Genomic DNA, 17,018 nt, shown 5'->3' with positions numbered 1-17,018 from the left:
GCCAGGCAGCCCGCACCACCCTGACGTTGTACGGTGCGCATTCCACGCTGCCAACATGTACCGGGCCTGAAGGATCGAGTCGTCACTGCGCCATTTGTCGACGCAAGTCGGACATTTAGGAGTCGTGCCATGCGTTTTCGCAGCATCCTGCCCGGGCTTTTGCCCACCTGGTTCTCATCCGTGCATGCCCGCAGCGCGCGCCGTGCATGCCGCTTGCGCCTGTCACTGCCAGGGACCGGATCATTGCCCTGACACCAGGCCGCGCTTGCGCCCTTTGTCCGACGCAGCGCTGTAGGTGTCGGACCAACAAGAAAATAAAGAAAACAAAGTCATGGATCGGGAGAAGTCGGAATGCGTCACGTCAGCACGAAGTTGTTGCATGTCTTTGTCCTGGTCATGGAATACCGGGACCTCAGCGCCGTTGCGGCCTGCACGCAGGGACGCGTGCCCACGGTGGCCTACAGCCTCGCGCGCTTGCGCGAAATCACCGGCGATCCGCTGTTCGTCAAGCGCAACGGGATGCTCGAACCCACTCCGCATGCGCTGCGCCTGGAGCAGACGGCGCGGCAGATCCTGGCCAAATGGAACCTGCTGGTGCGCCCCGGCGAGCCTGGCCTGAGCAAGCGCCGCGACGACGGCAGGCGCGTTTCGATCGGCTTTTCATCGTCGATCGGCGACCCGGTCATCACCGAGATCCTGACGGCACTGTGCGAGCAGTTTCCGCAAGACAGCTTTGTCACGCGTCCGGTGATTGCCGACGCCGCCCTTGCCGGCCATCTCGGCAGCGGCGAACTGGACTGCGCCTTCATCGTCGACAGCGGCCACGACCCCGAACGCGTGCGCCAGCACAACATCATGGCCACGCCGCGCCGGCTGGTCAGCGCCACGCGCGGCGGCAGCCATGACGAAGGCGAAAGCGACTGGATCCTGCTGCAGGAAGACTGCGAGGCCGGCAGCCCGCTGCGGGCCTTCCTGAGCCGCCAGGCCAGCACTCCGGGGCATCGCGAGACCGTGGTCCCGTCATGGCATACCCAGATCACGCTGCTGCATTCGGCCGGGGGCATCTGCCCGGTGCTGGACTTCAACGTGCCGCTGGTCACGCGCGAGCGCAAGACGCGCCTGCTGGCACCGCCAAGCAGCTTCCCTGAATGGGCCGCACTGCATTTCTGGGCACCGGAGCGCAGCGGCGACAAGGGCGTGCTGCGCGACATCATGGATGTCGGCAGCGCCGTGCTGCGCGACCCGCTCAAGGCCATCGACAGCCGCCGTAACGGGCGCTCCGCAGCCCACGCGCAGCCCGCGCCGGCCTGACGCAACTCCCGCACCTGCGCCCGGAAGGCGCTGGCAGCCCCATGGCTGCCAGCGCTTTTTTCTTTGGCTGCGCGGCAGCGGCGGCGCTTTTATTACAGTCTTGAGACATTTTTCCGAGCGCTGACCCTGCGCTACACTCGCGCCACTTTGCCTGGTGCAGGCCGCTGCGCCACGGCTGCGCTTTGCGAATCCTCCTAGTTTCGCCAGACCGCGCGGCCGATATCCTGCAATGGCATTGCTGCGGTCCGGCCGTCTCCCGTTTGGCCCGGTCCCGGGGCAATGCACGCAGTTGTCTGGCGTCGTATTGTTTGGCGTCGTTTTTGCGCCGCACGTCTCGCCGACGTGCGGCGTTTTCTTGATGCCGGCGCTGCCACGAACAAGAATCGAGGAGCAACCAGATGACATTGAGGATCCTGCTTGCCGACGACCACCCCCTGGTCAGCGCGGCCGTCGCGGACCGCTTGCATACCCAGACCGGGTGGGAGGTGTGCGGCTGCGTGACCAGCGCGACGGCCTTGCTGAACAGCGTGGAAAGCCTGCGTCCCGATGTCGTGATCACCGACTACCACATGCCCGCGCAGGGCGAGGGCAACAGCGACGGCCTGCGCCTGCTTGCCAGCCTGCGGCGGCGGCATCCGTCGCTGGCCGTGATCGTGCTGACCATGATCACCAATCCGCTGGTGCTGCGCTCCATCCTCGACACCCAGGTGCACGGCCTGCTGCTCAAGAACTCGCCGCTGTCAGAACTGGTGACCGTGGTTTGCCGTATCCAGCGGGGCTTCCACTACATCGGCAAATCCGCGCTGGAAGTGCTGTCGCAGGCCGATCCCGGCAACCCGGCCGGACCCGGCCAGGCCGGCGCGGAGCGCCTGTCCCGGCGTGAAATGGAAGTATTGCGGCTGTACCTGACCGGACGGTCCGTGAGCGAGATCGCCGTCCTGCTCTGCCGCAGCGTCAAGACCATCAGCCGGCAGAAGAACTGCGCCATGCAGAAGCTCGGCGTCACCAACGACCGGGAACTGTTTGAGTTTGCGGCGCTTAACGGCATGCTGCCGACTGCCTGAGCGCCGGCGGCACGGGCGCGCCGTATCAGGCGGCGTCGGCTGCCTGTGCCGCGTGGGCCTGCGCGTATGCGATGCCGGCCTCCAGCCGCGCCAGGCCGCGCGACAGCTCGCGCATGGTCGACGGCGACACCTCGGCAAGCACATCCTCCAGAAAGGCTGAGCGCAGCGGCATGGCGTGCGCCACCACCTGCTGGCCGGCCCGTGACAGCGTGACGTGGGTCACGCGGTTGTCGCGTTCCGACGTGCTGCGCTCCACCCAGCCAAGTTCCTGCATGGCCTTGAGCTGGCGCGTCAGCGCGCCGGGGTCCATGCCGACCAGGTCAGCCAGCGCCTTCTGGCCGATCGCGCCCTCCTGGTGATGCAGCGCATGCAGGATGCGCCAGCGGGGCAGCGGCAGCCCCAGGCGCTGTTCGAACGCAGCCGCGTAGGCGCGGTAGGTGCGGCCGAACTGCTGCAGTACGGCCACGCTTTGTCGCTCCAGTTCCATCCATTTTCCTCAGGTTACGTTGCAGGCCGGCGCATCAGTCGGCGGCCATGGCGGGCGCCGGCGCCCGGGTCAGCTTGATCGACGGCACCCGGCGGGCGCACCACACGCCCAGCGCGGCGGCCACCGCAGCCACCACCAGGCCAAGGTGGATGGCACTGACCAGCGACACGCGTGCCTGTTCCAGCAACAGTGCGCCATTGTGCCCGGCTTGCTCCAGCTGGCCGAGCAACGCGACTTGCGACGCCTTGTCGATCAGCACCTGCGGATCCGCCATGCGCGCCGTCCATTGTCCGGCATTGGCGGCGGACAGCGCATGTTCCACACCGCCGGTATAGCTGCGCGTGACCAGCGTGCCCACGATCGCGGTGCCCACCATGCCGCCTACCATGCGCAGCGATTGCAGCATGGCCGTGGCAATGCCAAGGTGTTCGCGCCCTGCCGTCTGCTGCGCAAACACGGTCAGGTTCGGCATGATGAAGCCGAGCCCGAATCCGCCGATCAGCATGATCGTCAGCAAGACGCCGTGCGGCATGCTGCGCGTGGCCTGCGACAGGCCCAGGCAGGACACCGCCAGCATGCCAAAGCCGGCAAAGAGCATGGTATTCGGGCGGCGGATGCGCGTGACGATGCGGCCGTTGAGAATGCTGCCCACGGTGATGCAGACCACCAGCGGCGTGATCAGGATGCCGGCCTCCTTCGGCGAATAGCCAAAGCCGCCCTGGAACAGCAGCGGTGCATAGAGCAGCAGCGCGAACATGGTGAAGCCCGTGAACACCGCCAGCTGGAACAACGGCGCCAGCCCCGGGTTGCGGAACATCTCCACCGGCAGGATCGGGTTGGCACAACGCTGCTCCCACTGCCACAGCGCCACCAGTGCCACCGCCGCCAGCACCAGCAAGCCGCCCGTATAGGCATCGAACCCGCGTGCCGGCAGCAGTTCAACGCTCAGCTGCACGCATCCCAGCCCGGCTGCGATCAGCAAGGCGCCGAGCCAGTCCACGCGGATCGGCCCGCTGTGCGCCTGCTGGCGCAGGTGCGGCAGGTAGCGCCACGCAAACCACAGCCCCAGCACGCCAATCGGCAGGTTGACATAGAACACCGCGCGCCAGCCGTACCACTCCGTCAGCAGCCCGCCCAGCGACGGCCCCACCGCATTGGCAATGCCGAATGCCGCGCTCATCATCACCTGCCAGCGCAGCCGCACATGCGTATCCGGAAACAGGTCGGCAATGCAGGCAAAGGCGGTGCCGACCAGCATGCCGCCGCCAATCCCCTGAAGCGCGCGCGCCAGCACCAGGAACGGCATGCTCGGCGCCATGCCGCACAGCGCCGAGGCCACCGAGAAGACCACGATCGATGCCAGCACGAACGGCTTGCGCCCGTAATAGTCCCCCAGCCGCCCGAACACCGGCACGGTGATCACCGATGTCAGCAGATAGGCCGTGGCAACCCAGGCGTAGTACTCGAAGCCTTGCAGCTCGGCCACCACGGTCGGCAGCGCCGTGCCGACCACGGTCTGGTCCAGCGCCACCAGCATCACCACAAAGGCCACGCCCAGCATGGCCAGCAGGGACTCGCGAAACGGCAGCACCTGGCCGTTGGCCACGGACTTATCTGGCTGTGGGGTCATTTTATTGCTCGATCAATCGTTGCATTATCAAGCATTATAGGGGCAGATCGGTCAGCCGCGTCATGGCCTTGTGATCGCGAGAAATAAAGTCGGTCGTATGGAAATTTCGGCCCCATCGCCAACCCGGCGCTGGGCGGCTGGCTAACCGACGGCTACGCGTGGTCGTGGATCTTCTACATCAACGTGCCGGTCGGCCCGGTCGCCGCCGCCGTTACCTGGGCGATCTACCGCGACCGCGAAACGCCGACTCGCAAGCTGTCGATCGCGGCTGCGCACTGAGCGATAAGACGACGCACGGCCCGCAGACATGACAGGATGCCTGACTAAGTGGTCGGAGGTGGGAAAGCGATAACCTTGAGTGGTCAGAGGACAATACCGTGCCCGGCCGTTGGCGCGGGGATATCGCACTTCTCGCCAAGCATGTCCATGAGTTCGTGTTCGATCTTCCGGCAGATCTGTGCCATGGGCACATCATTGGCGTTTCCTTCGAACGGGTTCTCCGTGCTTTCGCCCACTTGCTCCAGCGCGAGGTACATCCAGGAGATCATCGTGCTAAATGGAATGACCAGCCAGATCATGTTGCCATGCATGACGCCTGAAACGCTGGCATTGAGCTTTTCGAACTCTGTAAGAATGCCAAAAGGCAGTAGCAGACAAAACGTACGGACAAAGAGCTTGTTGACGACCGCATATTGCCTGGGATACGGATAGTCCTTGATACGCTCCGCCCGTCCTTGCTGCGCGAAGAAGCCTCTGATCGATCCTACCAACTCCAGATAGAAGGTATTGCCGATCTCGCCAGCGTCAAGGAACCGCCTGATCGTCGCTGACTGCGTTCCCAGCAACCGGCTTGTCTTGCTCTCGACGTGCGCAAGCGAGTCGAGTTCGGCCTGTGGCAGATAACGCGCAAGCGCCTCGTCCAATGGAGTCTCCCACTCTGGAACCCGGTAGTACTTCCGGTACTCCACGTTGGATGCCTTGCCCGCGCTTTCCCAGATCCTTGGGGTTCTCAGTTGATAGCGGAGCGCCGTCAGCCATGCGCAATGCCGGAGAACCAGATCCCGCCCGGCCGCCTGCCCTGCCAGAAAGTCCCGGCTCATCACACCCAGACACCGGCTGCCGTTCAGGATCTCAGTCCAGATCTGCTGTGCCTCCAGGGCCCTGCTGTAGGTCTGCACGTTCCGGAAGCCCACGATGAATGACGTGGCGGTGCCCAGCAGCACCACAACCGAGACCGGGATTGACAGCCATTTCAGCCCGAAGAACTGATAAAGGACTACGGGCAGCGAACCGCATGCTAGCGAGGCATAAAGTTGCCGTCTCGACCAGAACGTGAACTCGGATATTGTGTACGATTTTCCCAGGTGCATGGTGCGCATCTCGCGGCGGGGCGGCAGGTCGCGGGTCCGAGGTCCGAACTGCCGGCAGGCAGCACGGCCAACCGCCCTCACCACCGACCAGATCGCTGCCCGGGACCTGATTTTGTGATGGTGATATTGCCAAGAAACCGACGTAGTATCAATTTCCGTCCCACAACCCTTCACGCCACCCTAGAAAACAGCGGCACGGCAAGAGCATGCGGTAGCGCCGCTCTTGCCGGCCGGACAGTGCGCACCGGCATTGCCGGTGCCAAATTGGACGACGACTACTTCACCGGCGTCAGGATCGGCGCGCCCTTGTTCTTGATCAGGAACACGACAAACTTTGCTGGCTGCGTCTTGCTGGCATTGCGTCCGACGGTGTGGATATCGTTGGGACCTTCGTGGAAGGTATCGCCCGCTTTGAGCGTTACCTCTTTTCCGCCCTTGAGGCCCATGACGATGCTGCCCTCGAGCACGTAGACGAAGGCGTGGGCGTCATGGCGATGCACGGGATCGGCACTGCCCGGCGGATACTCCACGATGATCATCTCGGCTTCCTTCCCCGGATATTCGGGCAACGCTTCCTTGACCAGGGGCGTGACACTCGCCTCCGGCGCGGCGGCGGCCGGCTTTGCAACCGTCAGGCACGACAACACAAGTGCTGCCGCAACGGAAGTGACCGTCTTCATGGCATCACTCCAGGTTGGCCTTGTCGAGCCCGAACGCCTTGTCCGACGAACCAGGCACCATGCGGAATGCCACGTTCAGGCGGTTCCAGGTATTGATCGCCCCCACGAGGAAGGTGAGGTCAGACAGTTCCTTCTCGCTGTACTGGGTGCGCACGCGCTCATAGATATCGTCGGGCACGCCTTCGGCGGGAAGCCTGGTCAGCACCTCGGTCCAGGCCAGCGCGGCGCGTTCGCGCGGCGAGAACAGCGTCGACTCGCGCCAGATCGCCACATGATGCAGGCGCAATTCGCGCTCGCCGTGGATCTTCGCCATCTTGATATGCATGTCGACGCAGAACGCGCAGCCATTGAGCTGCGATGCGCGAATCTCGACAAGCTCGCGAATGGGCTGTTCGATCGTGGTCTTCTGGAACAGCGCGCCGAACTCCATGAGCTTCTTGGACAGTTCCGGGGATTGCTGGAAGTAATTCGTACGTTGGGTCATGTTTGCTCCTGGTGATCTGCTCAATGTGGGACTGACGAACCGGTGCTGCTTACGTGGGCATGCGCCCTGCGGACTATCGTTGCTGCGATTGACGCAGCCATTCCTCTAAGCCGATGCGCCCGAGGCACGCCTCGCCCAACGGCACCAGCGAATGTTCCTCGACCCGGCCGCCGAAGTAGCGGGCCTCGGGGTCGCGCACGACTTCACGCGGGTCGCCCACCGCCTTGAGATAGCGGGCGACGATCTCGTTGAACGGGGCTCGTTCCGGGCCGGCGATCTCGACGATGCCGTTTCGCGGTGGCGCGAGCGCTACATCGGCAACGAGTCCGGCGACGTCGTCCGCAGCAATCGGCTGGAACAGCCCAGGCGAAAGGCGGACGACATTTCCTTGCGCACTGGAATCGGCGATGCCGCCGATGAATTCCATGAACTGGGTCGAGCGGATGATGGTGTAGGGGATGCCCGAGGCCTCTATCAGTTTTTCTTGCGCGACCTTGGCGCGGAAATAGCCGTTTTCGGGCGTCCGGTCGGTGCCGACGATGGACAGCGCGACATGGTGCTGAACGCCCGCTGCGGTCTCCGCCGCGTGAAGGTTGCGGCCGGAAGTCTCGAAGAATTCCAGCACCGCCTTGTCTTCAAACGATGGGGAATTGGCAAGGTCGATCACCACCTGGGCGCCGGTCAGGGCCTCCTGGAGCCCCTCGCCAGTGATGCTGTTGACACCGCTCCTGGGCGAGGCGGCCATGACCTCGTGGCCGCCCTGGCGCAGAATGGCGACGGTCTTCGAGCCGATCAGGCCAGTCCCGCCAATGATGACAATCTTCATGATGCTTCTCCGTGCTGAGGAAGGTGGAACGATTCCATGTTAGGGAGCGCGGCATCCCCGCGCCAGATCGACTCGGAGCGCCGGCTCGTGGAATAGTCACGGCGCGGGCAGCAATCGAGCAGCAGCAGGTTGAGGAGCTTCATTGCAGCTCCATGCAGAAGTGGAGGCCCTTGGCGAGCAGGCCGGAACGGAAATAGAAGCGCTGGGCCAGCGCGTTCGCGAGTGCGGTATCCAGGACAAGTCGCTGGCAGCCTTCTGTGCGTCCAAGCTCGCAAAGCGCTTGCAGCAGACGCTCGCCGTGACCCTGCCCCCGGCCCTCGGCATCGGTAATCAGGTCGTCGACGTACAGAAAGCGCCCGTGGATCAGGTTTTCAAGACGCCGATATCCGGCCAGCGCAACAGGTTTGCCGTCGTCCCAGAGCGCGAGCAGCCGGTACCCTTGTCCACTTTGCACCATGACGGTGTCGAGAAAGTCTTCCGGCATTTGCAGCTTGGGGCGCAGTTGCCGCATGACAGGGAAGCAGGCGCGGATCTCGGCCTCCGTTTCCGCATGTCCGAGCATCAGGTTCTTGGTCATGGTGCCGATGCGTGCTGGTTTGTGCAGCCTTCAATGTAGTTGAGCGATGACACAGTCAACAGGCACATGTTTATCGATTTCAACTAGGCCATCGACCATCGACATATGACGGTATGACCTAAGAGTGGTTTGTCATGCGATCGACCAGGCAGCGAATGATGGGCGTGGCCGACACGACAACCGGCAGCATGGTCAGCCAGGAAACGCTCCAGGACCTTAGCCAGTGCTGAAAGAACAGGCCTTCTTCTGCAAATGGAAGGCTTGCGATGGCAGCAGCGATGGAGCAGGTCAATCCGGCCTGGATAACACCATAGGCGAAATAGCTGTAGCGCGAAGGAATCTTAGGCATGTGAGTCGCCTCTATGCATTCTTTGAACTAGACAGTCATGCACCCTGCCATTGCCGCGCCAGGGGCTGGCGCCCCCGGCGCACGACAGGCGCTACGCGGCTGCTCCAACCTTTCCTGCCAACCGCTGCACGGTTTCGTTGGTATCCCACAGCGCGTTTGCGATGAAGCGGAAGTTGACCAGTGCCGCGTGATATCCGTCCCCTTCGGGTAGCTTCGGCCCTGCTACGGCGTCGCGCACGACAGCAACTTCGAAACCTTGCTCCAGCAGATCCCGCAGATGGGATTCGACGCACAGATTGGCGGCCATGCCAGCAAGGATCACCTGGTCGACGCGCTGCTTGCGCAATTGCAGGACAAGGTCGTTGGCCTGCGGGCCGTACAGCTTGTGCGTGGAGCAGATGATGGTCTTGCCATCCTCGATATACGGCTTGAGTTCCGGCATGAAGTCCGCGCCCGAGTCACGGAATCCGTCCAGGTTCAGCGCGCCCGGACGGTCGAACATGCCGATGGCATGCTGGAACATTTCGGCGGGGCCCTGCACTTTCCATGTGTGGTCATGGGGAAAGTAATAGTGGGGAGAGATGGCGACCGTGATGCCCGCCTGTTTTGCGGCCTCGAACAGACGGACTAGGTTGGCCACGAGGTTCTGCTCCGTCACGCTTTCTCCGACCACGCCCCAGCTGCGGCCTTCGGGGCTCATGAAGTCGATCTGCGGGTCAATCACGACGAGCGCGGTGCGTGGCAGGTCCAGCGTAATGCCGGACTTCGGCAGAGCCGGATCAACGGGATCTGCATAGGGGGTGTGGTGGTTGCACATGGGAAGTACCTCTTATGGTGAGCCGGTCTGCCGGCGCCTTCGTGGGGTCCGGCAGATGCGGCGTCGTTTCAACTACGGATGAATGCCAACAGGTCGGCGTTGAATCTATCTTTGTGGGTGTCGGTGAGCCCATGCGGCGCACCGGGGTAGACGATCAGCTTCGCGTTCCTGACGAGCTTTGCCGATGCGCGTCCAGCGGCGTCGATCGGCACGATCTGATCGTCGTCGCCGTGGATGATCAGGGTCGGCACATCGATCTTCCTGAGATCCTCGGTGAAATCGGTCTCGGAGAATGCCTTGATCGAGTCGTACGTACTCTTGTGTCCACCCTGCATGCCCTGCGCCCACCATGCGTCGATCAACCCCTGCGACGGCTTTGCACCGGGTCGGTTGAAGCCATAGAACGGCCCCGCCGGCACGTCCTTGTAGAACTGGGACCGATTGGCAAGTTGTGCGGCACGCAGGCCGTCGAATACTTCGATTGGCAGTCCGCGCGGATTGGCGGCGGTCTTCACCATCAAAGGCGGCACGGCTGAAACCAGCACCACCTTTGAAACGCGTCGCGTACCGTGCCGGCCGATGTATCGGGCCACCTCGCCACCACCCGTGGAGAAGCCCACCAGGATAGCGTCCCGCAGGTCGAGCGTCTCGAACACCGTGGCCAGATCGTCGGCATAGGTGTTCATCTCATTGCCATTCCATGGCTGACTTGAACGGCCGTGGCCACGACGGTCATGTGCAACGGCACGGTGCCCTTCCGAAGCAACAAGGATCATCTGGGATTCCCAACTGTCCGAGCTCAGTGGCCAGCCATGACTGAATACAACGGGGCGACCGGCGCCCCAGTCCTTGAAATAGAGCTGGGTGCCGTCCTTTGCCGTGATGTAGCTGCCTGAAGCCTTGCCGCTTGCCTTTGCGGTGTTCGCCTTTTCTGCCGACGGTGCTGCCGCCGCAGGTCCGGGCAAGCCGGAAGCCACCAGCGCGCCGGCTGCGGCCGCGCTGCCCAACAGCAGGTTACGTCGCGATAGGCCTTGGTCGAGGCTGCGATCTGAAGACATGGTGAGACTCCTTTATTGGCGCGTGCGCGCGTTGCCTTGAATAGGTCTGAGCGTCAGGTGCCTGGTCATGGTGCCGATGCGTGCTGGTTTGAGCAGGCTTCAATGTAGTTGGGCGATGACACAGTCAATAGACACATGTTTATCGTTTTCAACTAGGCCATGCCCTGAATATACATGACCAGTCGTCTATTTAAAATCGCAAAAAAATCTCAGTACAACAAGCGCTTGAGGGTGATTTGCAGAAATCGTCGGCAGGCGTCGCCATTGCGCTCGACCTTGCTGCGCAGGACCGCCCCTTCCCAGGCTTCGATAATGATGGACGCGAGCTGCGCGGAATCAACGTCCGCTGGCAGTTCCTGGCGCAGCCTGGCCTCATCAAGGCAGGCTGTGATGATACCTTCCCAGCGCGCCAGAATGCGCTCCAGAGCCGTTCGGACTTCACCGCTGGTATTGGACAATTCGAGAGAAAGGTTGCCCACCAGGCACCCGAGCCTGAAATCTTGTGCCGCGTGGTCCGCCACCAGCAACTCGAACAACTTTTCGATCCTGGCCAACGGCGTGATGCGCGCGTCATACATCACTTTGCCATGGCGTTGCTCAATGGCATCCCAATAGGCTTCGAGCACTTCGGCGGCAAAGGCTTCCTTGCTGTCGAAATAGCTGTAGAAGGAACCCTTAGGAACATCGGCGGCAGCGACGATGTCCTGCACGCCGGACCCGTTGAAACCGGCGCTGTGAATCACACGACCACCGTCGATAAGCAGCCGGCTACGGATTTCGGGGTTGGGGGGTCTTGGCACGTCGCAATAGTTAGTGAGCAGATGGGAAGGACAATAGACGACTGGTTGACTATTTGTCAAGCGCCCGATGGCGATCGTCTATGCTTTCAGCGCGCGCATCAGCTCGGCAACCAGGCGATCGGCTTCAGTCTGACTGCGCAGATTGGTAAACCCCATCATCAAGCCACGCCGCCCTGGCGCACCGTACCGCCAGGCGGTCAGCGAATGGACGGCGAATCCTGCCTTGCGCGCACGACGGGCCATCGCCAGATCGTCAAGATCGTCCCTGACGTCGATCAGAAGGTGCATGCCGCCATCCTGCAGGCAAACAGTGAAGCCGTCCGTCTTGTATGGCGCCAGCGCCTCGGCCAGCATTGCGCGTCGTCGCGCGTAAAGCGTGCGCATGCGTTTGATATGCCGGGCGAAGTGCCCCTGCGCAATAAACTCCGCCGCCACGGCTTGCAAGAGTTCGGGGCAGCCGCCATGCACCGTGCGCCTGCAGGCCAGATCCATGGTCGGCACCAGACTTTGTGGCACGACCACGTAAGCGAGCCGTAGCCCCGGGTACAGCACCTTGCTAAGCGTGCCGCAATAGATCACCCGGTCGCATGTGTCCAGGCTCTTCAAGGCCGGCAACGGGTGGCCGCGGTAACGAAACTCGCCGTCGTAGTCGTCCTCGATGATCCATGCGCCCCGCTCACCGGCCCAGTCGAGCAGTTCGACGCGACGTTGCAGTGTCAGTGCCACGCCAGTCGGGCTCTGGTGCGATGGCGTCACTACGGCCAGGCGCGCCTCTGGAAAATGCTGACGCCCAAATTCGACGTCGAGGCCATGATCATCCACTGGCACATTCCGGACCTGCAGGTTCAGGCGCCTGAGTGACTGGGCAGTCGGAGGGTAGCTGGGATCCTCAACCCAGGCGCTTTCGCCCGCCAGCCTGAGCGCATCCGCAATCAGCGCAAGGCTGGCCGTATAAGCCGGCACGACGAACACCTGGTGCGGCTGGGCGTCGATGCCCCGTGAGCGCTGCAGGTAAGCGGCCAGCGCTTCTCGCAGCGGGCCAAATCCGGCTGACGCCGGCCTGGTCAGCGAGCCGGCGCTGCGTATTTGCCGCGCCATCAACCTCGTCCATAGTTTTCGCGGGAACTCATCCAGCGCGGGAAGCCCCAGTTGCAACGGCGCGGGGATTCCACCATCCGTTTCGAGTGAAACCTCGGCAAGTTCCTGGTCCGGTGGCGTGCGGCTGGATCCAGCCGCGGCGGCCACGCGGTGGGGGCGCGATGGCGCAATTTGCTCGGAAACGAACGTTCCCGCAGGGCCTCTGGCGATGAGGTAACCTTCACCCAGGAGCCGCTCATAGGCGACCTGAACGGTCCCGCGCGCCACGCCGAGCTCGCCCGCAAACGCACGCAAGGATGGCACCCGCTGCCCGGGTTTCAGTTGCCCTTGCTGGATCGAGGCACGAATCCGAGCGTAGATCTGCTCATGCAGCGGCGCTGCGTTGGATGGGTCCTGAGCCGGTGACTTCGTCATAGCCTGGCAGACGTATCCGGGCAGTGCCGCAACGCCGATGCATGGGAACGCGAATCATTGCCGGCGATGGCAACGGATCGGATGTGGGTGTGATCTTGACCTCCGATCATACCCCAGGGCGCGCATCCGCCGGGACCCGGCCCGTGACGGCCTGAGAAAGCAAATGGGCGGAGATNAGCCCCCCCCCCCATGCCCCTGAAGGCATGGGCGATGATGCGCTGCGCGTGATGTGCATCGATGAGGCCGCCTTCCGCGAAATCCTGAGCCGTCTCGTGAAGTGTCTTCAGCAGTTTGCTAGCCATGGTTCGCCACCTCGATCAGTTTGCCCTGCGCAAAAAAACGCCTGCTGGGCAAGCAGGCGGCAGGGAAGTTTCTCGCGACAGGACGCACCCGGGAGAATGCGGAGCGATCGGGAAGACGCTCCACGGATGCAGTATCGCGCCCGGCGCGTGACCGCTCCATCAGGCATGCCTTAAATCCGTCGTGTAGTTGGCACCCTGCGTGCCGCCCTGTGACTCCAGCCCATCTGCCAGCTGTTCGAGTTCGGCATGGAAGGCCTGCCAGTCAGCACCAATGGCCACCAGCCCCGAGCGCCTGACCGCCTGCTCCAGCCAGCGGCACGCCTGGCTCTGCAGCGCATGGCCCATCACCGACAGGGCCCCGGCCAAGCCGTGCAAACGTTGGGCAAACGCTTCGGCGTCGCCTGCCAGCAGCGCCTCGGCCAGTGCGCGCTGGTCGCGCCGCAGCGCGTCGGCATGCAGCAGTGTGTCGCCGCCTGCATGCTGGCCCGGCGCTGCCCGCGCTGCCATATGGGCGCTGGACAGGTCTTCCAGCAGCTTGCGCAGCGTCACCAGCCCCACTGGCTTGGTCAGGCATCGGTCGATGCCGGCCTGCTGGCATCGCTCGGCCACATCGGGCCCCACGCTGGCGGTGACGGCAACGATCGGCGTAGCCAGGCCGGCATCGCGCAGGCGCCGCGCCAGCGTGAAGCCGTCCATGCCAGGCATCTGCAGGTCGGTCAGGACCAGGTCGTAGTGCCGGCCCGATGCCATCAACAGCGCCTCGGGCCCGTCACTGGCCAGATCGACCTTCTGCCCCAGGTTTTCAAGCTGCTCCCGCATCACCACCTGGTTGATCGGATGGTCTTCCACCAGCAGCAGCGCCAGCTGCGTGGCAGGCGCATACTCGCGCGCCGACAGTGGCGCCTGCGTTTCCGTCACTTCCACGCCTGCCGCTGCCGCGATCGCCGCCAGCAAGCCGCGCCATGCATAGGGCGATGCCACCACCGGCGTCTGCGTCAGGTCCGGCACTGCAGGCGCCATGGCCGACACCACCACATCGGCGTCGCTGCAGCGCGGCATGGCCTGCTCATCGCACACCAGGACATCGACCGGCGTGGCCGGCGGCGCGTCGGGGTCATACTTGACCGCCCGTGCGCCATAGAACTGCAGCAACTGCTCCACACCCTGGTAGAGCTCGCGCAAGGTGACACTCAGGCCGACCGTCAGTCCACGCAGCGCGGTCCGCGGCCAGGCGTCGGCTGACGCCGCGGCACCGGCGGTGACCAGCGGCAGGCTGACGGTAAAGCAGCTGCCCAGTCCGGGCTCGCTGACCACCCGAATCTCGCCAGACATCAGTTCGACCAGCCGGCGGCAGATCGACAAGCCGAGGCCTGTGCCGCCGTAGTGGCGCGTGTCGGGCTGCTCGGCCTGGACGAAGGGCTCGAACAGCCGGATCTGGTCTCGCCCGGCGATGCCGATGCCGGTGTCAATGACGCGGATTTCCACGCCGCCGCCCGGCTTGCGCATGGCCGTGACGATCACCTTGCCTTGCTCGGTGAACTTCACCGCATTGCTGAAGTGACTGGTAGGCACCTTCACCTGGAATTCTAATATGAGAATGATTGTTATTTACAGAAGACAGGGAAAATGATGAAGTTCAGGCAGGTCGCCGGGATCGGGTCGGCAACAAGGGCGGCGGCAGAGTTGGCAGCACCGGCGGGCGTACAACAGGGTCAATGGATGCGGATGCTGGCGGCGGTATGCGCCGCCTCCGGCATGACCGGAGCCTGGGCGCAGGCGCAGGCGCCGAAGGCGGAAGCTACCCTCGCCACCGTGGTGGTGACGGCCGCCGGCAGTGAGCAGGACATCCGCGACGCGCCCGCGTCGATCAGCGTGGTCACGCGCAAAGACCTGGAGAACAAGGCCTATCGCGACATCAACGATGCGCTGGTGGAAGTGCCCGGCGTGATCGTCAGCGGCGGCGGCGACCGGACCGACATCAGCCTGCGCGGCATGGGCGCCAAGTACACGCAGATCCTGATCGACGGCAAGCGCCAGAGCTCGCGCGAGACCCGCACCAACTCCGACTCGTCCGGCGTGGAAAGCAGCTGGACGCCGCCGCTGTCCGCGATCGAGCGCATCGAGGTGGTGCGCGGGCCGATGTCGTCGCTGTACGGCTCCGATGCCATAGGCGGCGTGGTCAACATCATCACGCGCAAGGTGCCCAGGACGTGGACGGGCGAGCTGCGCGGCGACGCCACGCTGCAGGAGAACAGCGACTCCGGCAATCTCTACCAGGGCAACTTCTACCTGGCCGGCCCGCTCAAGAGCGACCTGCTGGGCCTGCAGCTGTACGGCCAGAGCACGCACCGCATCGAAGACGATATCGACTACGGCTTCCGCAGCCGCCGCGCCGAGAGCCTGACCGCCAAGCTGGCGCTGACGCCCACGCGCAACCACGACATCGTGTTCGAGGCCACGGGCATGCGCCAGCTGCGCAGCGAGACCGTGGGCAAGACCGTGCCGCCGCTGCCGCCCGGCACCGCCTGCCCGCGGTCCGGCTGCCCCACCTCCTCCGAGACCGACTACCGCAGCGAGAAATACGCGCTGTCGCATACCGGCCGCTGGGGCTTCGGCGTCTCTGACAGCTATATCCAGCAGGAGGAGTTCGACAACCGCAGCCGCCGGATGAAGATCAAGAACCTGGACCTGCGCACCAGCTGGGCCATGCCGCTGGGCAACCATATGCTGTCGGTCGGCGGCGAATACCTGAACCAGCGCCTGAACGACCAGACCGGCAACCAGATCGCCGGCGGCCCGAACCAGGTCGAGCGCTACCAGTGGGCACTGTTTGCCGAAGACGAGTGGCGCCTGGCGCAGAGCTTTGCCCTGACCGGCGGCGTGCGCATGGACCATGACCAGAACTTCGGCCAGCACTACAGCCCGCGCTTGTACGGCGTGTGGCATGCGGCCGAGCGCTGGACGGTCAAGGGCGGGGTGTCGACCGGCTTCCGTGCGCCGGACCTGCGCCAGACCGTGGCCGGCTGGGGCCAGACCAGCCGCGGCGGCAATATGTACGGCAATCCGGACCTGAAGCCAGAGACGATGTTGTCGCAGGAACTGGGCCTGCTCTATGACAAGGGCAACGGCCTGCAGGCGGGCGTGACGCTGTTCAACAACGACTTCAAGGACAAGATCACGCGCGTCGCCTGCCCGGCCACGCAGTGCACCGACGGACCCAACCGCTTCGGCGCCGCCCCGACCACCTACATGAACGTGGACCGCGCCTACTCGCGCGGGGTGGAAGCCAGCCTGCGCTGGCCGATCGCGCAAGCGTGGTCGCTGACCGGCAGCTATACCTATACCAAGTCGGAACAGAAGAGCGGCCAGTACCAGGGCCAGCCGCTGAACCAGTTGCCGATGCACCTGCTGGTGGCCACGCTGAACTGGCGGCCTACCGAGAAGGTCAACGCCTGGGCGCGCGTCAACTACCGCGGCAAGGAAAGCCAGCCGATCACGGGGCCGTCTTCCAGCACCGTGGTGGCGCCGTCATACACCTTTGTCGACCTGGGGGCGACCTATGCGGTTACCAAGAACGTGTCGGTGTTTGCCGGGATCTACAACCTCTTCGACAAGCAGGTGAACTACACCGACTATGGGCATGTAGAGGATGGCCGGCGGTACTGGATGAGTGTGGCGGTGAAGTTTTGAATGGTGGCTGCATCAACGCCTTCGGCTGCGCTCCGCGCAAGCGCTCAATGACCGTCAACGC

17 protein-coding genes and 1 pseudogene are annotated in these 17,018 nt (G+C 63.9%); 4 read left to right on the top strand and 14 right to left on the bottom strand.

Going from position 1 to position 17,018, the window contains the following annotated elements; translation table 11 throughout:
• Positions 1-351: 351 nt before the first annotated feature.
• Together CF68_RS25190 and CF68_RS25185 are read left to right on the top strand one after the other, a co-directional pair.
• A complete protein-coding gene (locus tag CF68_RS25190; RefSeq protein WP_035824151.1) occupies positions 352-1,311 on the top strand; it encodes a LysR family transcriptional regulator in 960 nt (319 codons plus the stop codon).
• 398 nt (positions 1,312-1,709) lie between these two features.
• Positions 1,710-2,375 (top strand): response regulator, encoded by a 666-nt coding sequence (locus tag CF68_RS25185; protein ID WP_035824149.1) that lies wholly within the window; start codon positions 1,710-1,712, stop codon positions 2,373-2,375.
• A gap of 25 nt (positions 2,376-2,400) precedes the next feature.
• On the opposite strand, the gene CF68_RS25180 is transcribed toward CF68_RS25185, so the two are convergent.
• Together CF68_RS25180 and CF68_RS25175 are read right to left on the bottom strand one after the other, a co-directional pair.
• Complete coding sequence (locus CF68_RS25180; RefSeq protein ID WP_035824147.1) at positions 2,401-2,862, bottom strand: MarR family winged helix-turn-helix transcriptional regulator; 462 nt, start codon at positions 2,860-2,862, stop codon at positions 2,401-2,403.
• A gap of 34 nt (positions 2,863-2,896) precedes the next feature.
• Entirely contained in the window at positions 2,897-4,492 is a 1,596-nt protein-coding gene (locus tag CF68_RS25175; protein ID WP_051591678.1) for an MDR family MFS transporter, read from the bottom strand.
• Positions 4,493-4,600: 108 nt separating this feature from the next.
• On the opposite strand from CF68_RS25175, the pseudogene CF68_RS39065 reads away from it, so the two are divergent.
• Positions 4,601-4,756: pseudogene (locus CF68_RS39065) on the top strand (EmrB/QacA family drug resistance transporter); the annotation flags it as partial.
• A 98-nt stretch (positions 4,757-4,854) separates the two neighbouring features.
• Here CF68_RS39065 and CF68_RS25170 read toward each other — a convergent pair.
• The 12 genes from CF68_RS25170 to CF68_RS25120 form a co-directional block, all read right to left on the bottom strand.
• On the bottom strand, positions 4,855-5,862 hold the full coding sequence (locus CF68_RS25170) for a bestrophin family protein (protein ID WP_035824225.1): 1,008 nt from the start codon (positions 5,860-5,862) through the stop codon (positions 4,855-4,857).
• A 275-nt stretch (positions 5,863-6,137) separates the two neighbouring features.
• Positions 6,138-6,542 carry a cupin domain-containing protein gene (locus CF68_RS25165; protein WP_035824145.1) on the bottom strand — a complete coding sequence of 135 codons (405 nt, stop codon included), beginning with the start codon at positions 6,540-6,542 and terminating at the stop codon, positions 6,138-6,140.
• Positions 6,543-6,546: 4 nt separating this feature from the next.
• The gene (locus tag CF68_RS25160; protein ID WP_035824143.1) at positions 6,547-7,026 is read right to left on the bottom strand and encodes a carboxymuconolactone decarboxylase family protein; all 480 of its coding nucleotides are present in this window, start codon (positions 7,024-7,026) and stop codon (positions 6,547-6,549) included.
• 73 nt (positions 7,027-7,099) lie between these two features.
• A complete protein-coding gene (locus CF68_RS25155) occupies positions 7,100-7,852 on the bottom strand; it encodes an SDR family oxidoreductase (RefSeq protein WP_035824141.1) in 753 nt (250 codons plus the stop codon).
• On the bottom strand, positions 7,849-7,995 hold the full coding sequence (locus CF68_RS37520) for a hypothetical protein (protein ID WP_161786873.1): 147 nt from the start codon (positions 7,993-7,995) through the stop codon (positions 7,849-7,851). The genes CF68_RS25155 and CF68_RS37520 overlap by 4 nt, the downstream gene beginning before the upstream one ends.
• Positions 7,992-8,429 (bottom strand): GNAT family N-acetyltransferase, encoded by a 438-nt coding sequence (locus CF68_RS25150; protein WP_035824139.1) that lies wholly within the window; start codon positions 8,427-8,429, stop codon positions 7,992-7,994. The genes CF68_RS37520 and CF68_RS25150 overlap by 4 nt, the downstream gene beginning before the upstream one ends.
• A gap of 118 nt (positions 8,430-8,547) precedes the next feature.
• Positions 8,548-8,778 carry a DUF2798 domain-containing protein gene (locus tag CF68_RS25145; protein ID WP_035824137.1) on the bottom strand — a complete coding sequence of 77 codons (231 nt, stop codon included), beginning with the start codon at positions 8,776-8,778 and terminating at the stop codon, positions 8,548-8,550.
• Positions 8,779-8,869: 91 nt separating this feature from the next.
• The gene (locus CF68_RS25140) at positions 8,870-9,595 is read right to left on the bottom strand and encodes a cysteine hydrolase (protein ID WP_035824136.1); all 726 of its coding nucleotides are present in this window, start codon (positions 9,593-9,595) and stop codon (positions 8,870-8,872) included.
• A gap of 68 nt (positions 9,596-9,663) precedes the next feature.
• On the bottom strand, positions 9,664-10,653 hold the full coding sequence (locus CF68_RS25135) for an alpha/beta fold hydrolase (RefSeq protein WP_035824135.1): 990 nt from the start codon (positions 10,651-10,653) through the stop codon (positions 9,664-9,666).
• Positions 10,654-10,862: 209 nt separating this feature from the next.
• Positions 10,863-11,396, bottom strand: a complete 534-nt coding sequence (locus CF68_RS25130) for a TetR/AcrR family transcriptional regulator (RefSeq protein WP_235205884.1) — start codon at positions 11,394-11,396, stop codon at positions 10,863-10,865.
• A 135-nt stretch (positions 11,397-11,531) separates the two neighbouring features.
• A complete protein-coding gene (locus CF68_RS25125) occupies positions 11,532-12,965 on the bottom strand; it encodes a PLP-dependent aminotransferase family protein (RefSeq protein ID WP_035824130.1) in 1,434 nt (477 codons plus the stop codon).
• Positions 12,966-13,426: 461 nt separating this feature from the next.
• Complete coding sequence (locus CF68_RS25120) at positions 13,427-14,839, bottom strand: hybrid sensor histidine kinase/response regulator (RefSeq protein ID WP_235205883.1); 1,413 nt, start codon at positions 14,837-14,839, stop codon at positions 13,427-13,429.
• A gap of 147 nt (positions 14,840-14,986) precedes the next feature.
• Here CF68_RS25120 and CF68_RS25115 point away from each other — a divergent pair, with 147 nt between their 5' ends.
• Positions 14,987-16,957: a ligand-gated channel protein gene (locus CF68_RS25115; RefSeq protein WP_035824129.1), complete on the top strand. Its 1,971-nt coding sequence runs from the start codon at positions 14,987-14,989 to the stop codon at positions 16,955-16,957.
• Positions 16,958-17,018: the final 61 nt, after the last annotated feature.

Source organism: Cupriavidus sp. SK-4 (assembly GCF_000611125.1).
Taxonomy (GTDB): domain Bacteria; phylum Pseudomonadota; class Gammaproteobacteria; order Burkholderiales; family Burkholderiaceae; genus Cupriavidus; species Cupriavidus necator.
Note: the sequence above shows the minus strand (reverse complement) of the source record. Positions and strands in the feature narration are given on the sequence as shown.

Bases quoted from the DNA above. Each gene is read 5' to 3' on its own strand.
- CF68_RS25190 (WP_035824151.1), top strand. From the start codon at position 352: ATGCGTCACGTCAGCACGAAGTTGTTGCATGTCTTTGTCCTGGTCATG.
- CF68_RS25185 (WP_035824149.1), top strand. From the start codon at position 1,710: ATGACATTGAGGATCCTGCTTGCCGACGACCACCCCCTGGTCAGCGCG.
- CF68_RS25180 (WP_035824147.1), bottom strand. From the start codon at position 2,862: ATGGAACTGGAGCGACAAAGCGTGGCCGTACTGCAGCAGTTCGGCCGC.
- CF68_RS25175 (WP_051591678.1), bottom strand. From the start codon at position 4,492: ATGACCCCACAGCCAGATAAGTCCGTGGCCAACGGCCAGGTGCTGCCG.
- CF68_RS25170 (WP_035824225.1), bottom strand. From the start codon at position 5,862: ATGCACCTGGGAAAATCGTACACAATATCCGAGTTCACGTTCTGGTCG.
- CF68_RS25165 (WP_035824145.1), bottom strand. From the start codon at position 6,542: ATGAAGACGGTCACTTCCGTTGCGGCAGCACTTGTGTTGTCGTGCCTG.
- CF68_RS25160 (WP_035824143.1), bottom strand. From the start codon at position 7,026: ATGACCCAACGTACGAATTACTTCCAGCAATCCCCGGAACTGTCCAAG.
- CF68_RS25155 (WP_035824141.1), bottom strand. From the start codon at position 7,852: ATGAAGATTGTCATCATTGGCGGGACTGGCCTGATCGGCTCGAAGACC.
- CF68_RS37520 (WP_161786873.1), bottom strand. From the start codon at position 7,995: ATGAAGCTCCTCAACCTGCTGCTGCTCGATTGCTGCCCGCGCCGTGAC.
- CF68_RS25150 (WP_035824139.1), bottom strand. From the start codon at position 8,429: ATGACCAAGAACCTGATGCTCGGACATGCGGAAACGGAGGCCGAGATC.
- CF68_RS25145 (WP_035824137.1), bottom strand. From the start codon at position 8,778: ATGCCTAAGATTCCTTCGCGCTACAGCTATTTCGCCTATGGTGTTATC.
- CF68_RS25140 (WP_035824136.1), bottom strand. From the start codon at position 9,595: ATGTGCAACCACCACACCCCCTATGCAGATCCCGTTGATCCGGCTCTG.
- CF68_RS25135 (WP_035824135.1), bottom strand. From the start codon at position 10,653: ATGTCTTCAGATCGCAGCCTCGACCAAGGCCTATCGCGACGTAACCTG.
- CF68_RS25125 (WP_035824130.1), bottom strand. From the start codon at position 12,965: ATGACGAAGTCACCGGCTCAGGACCCATCCAACGCAGCGCCGCTGCAT.
- CF68_RS25115 (WP_035824129.1), top strand. From the start codon at position 14,987: ATGCGGATGCTGGCGGCGGTATGCGCCGCCTCCGGCATGACCGGAGCC.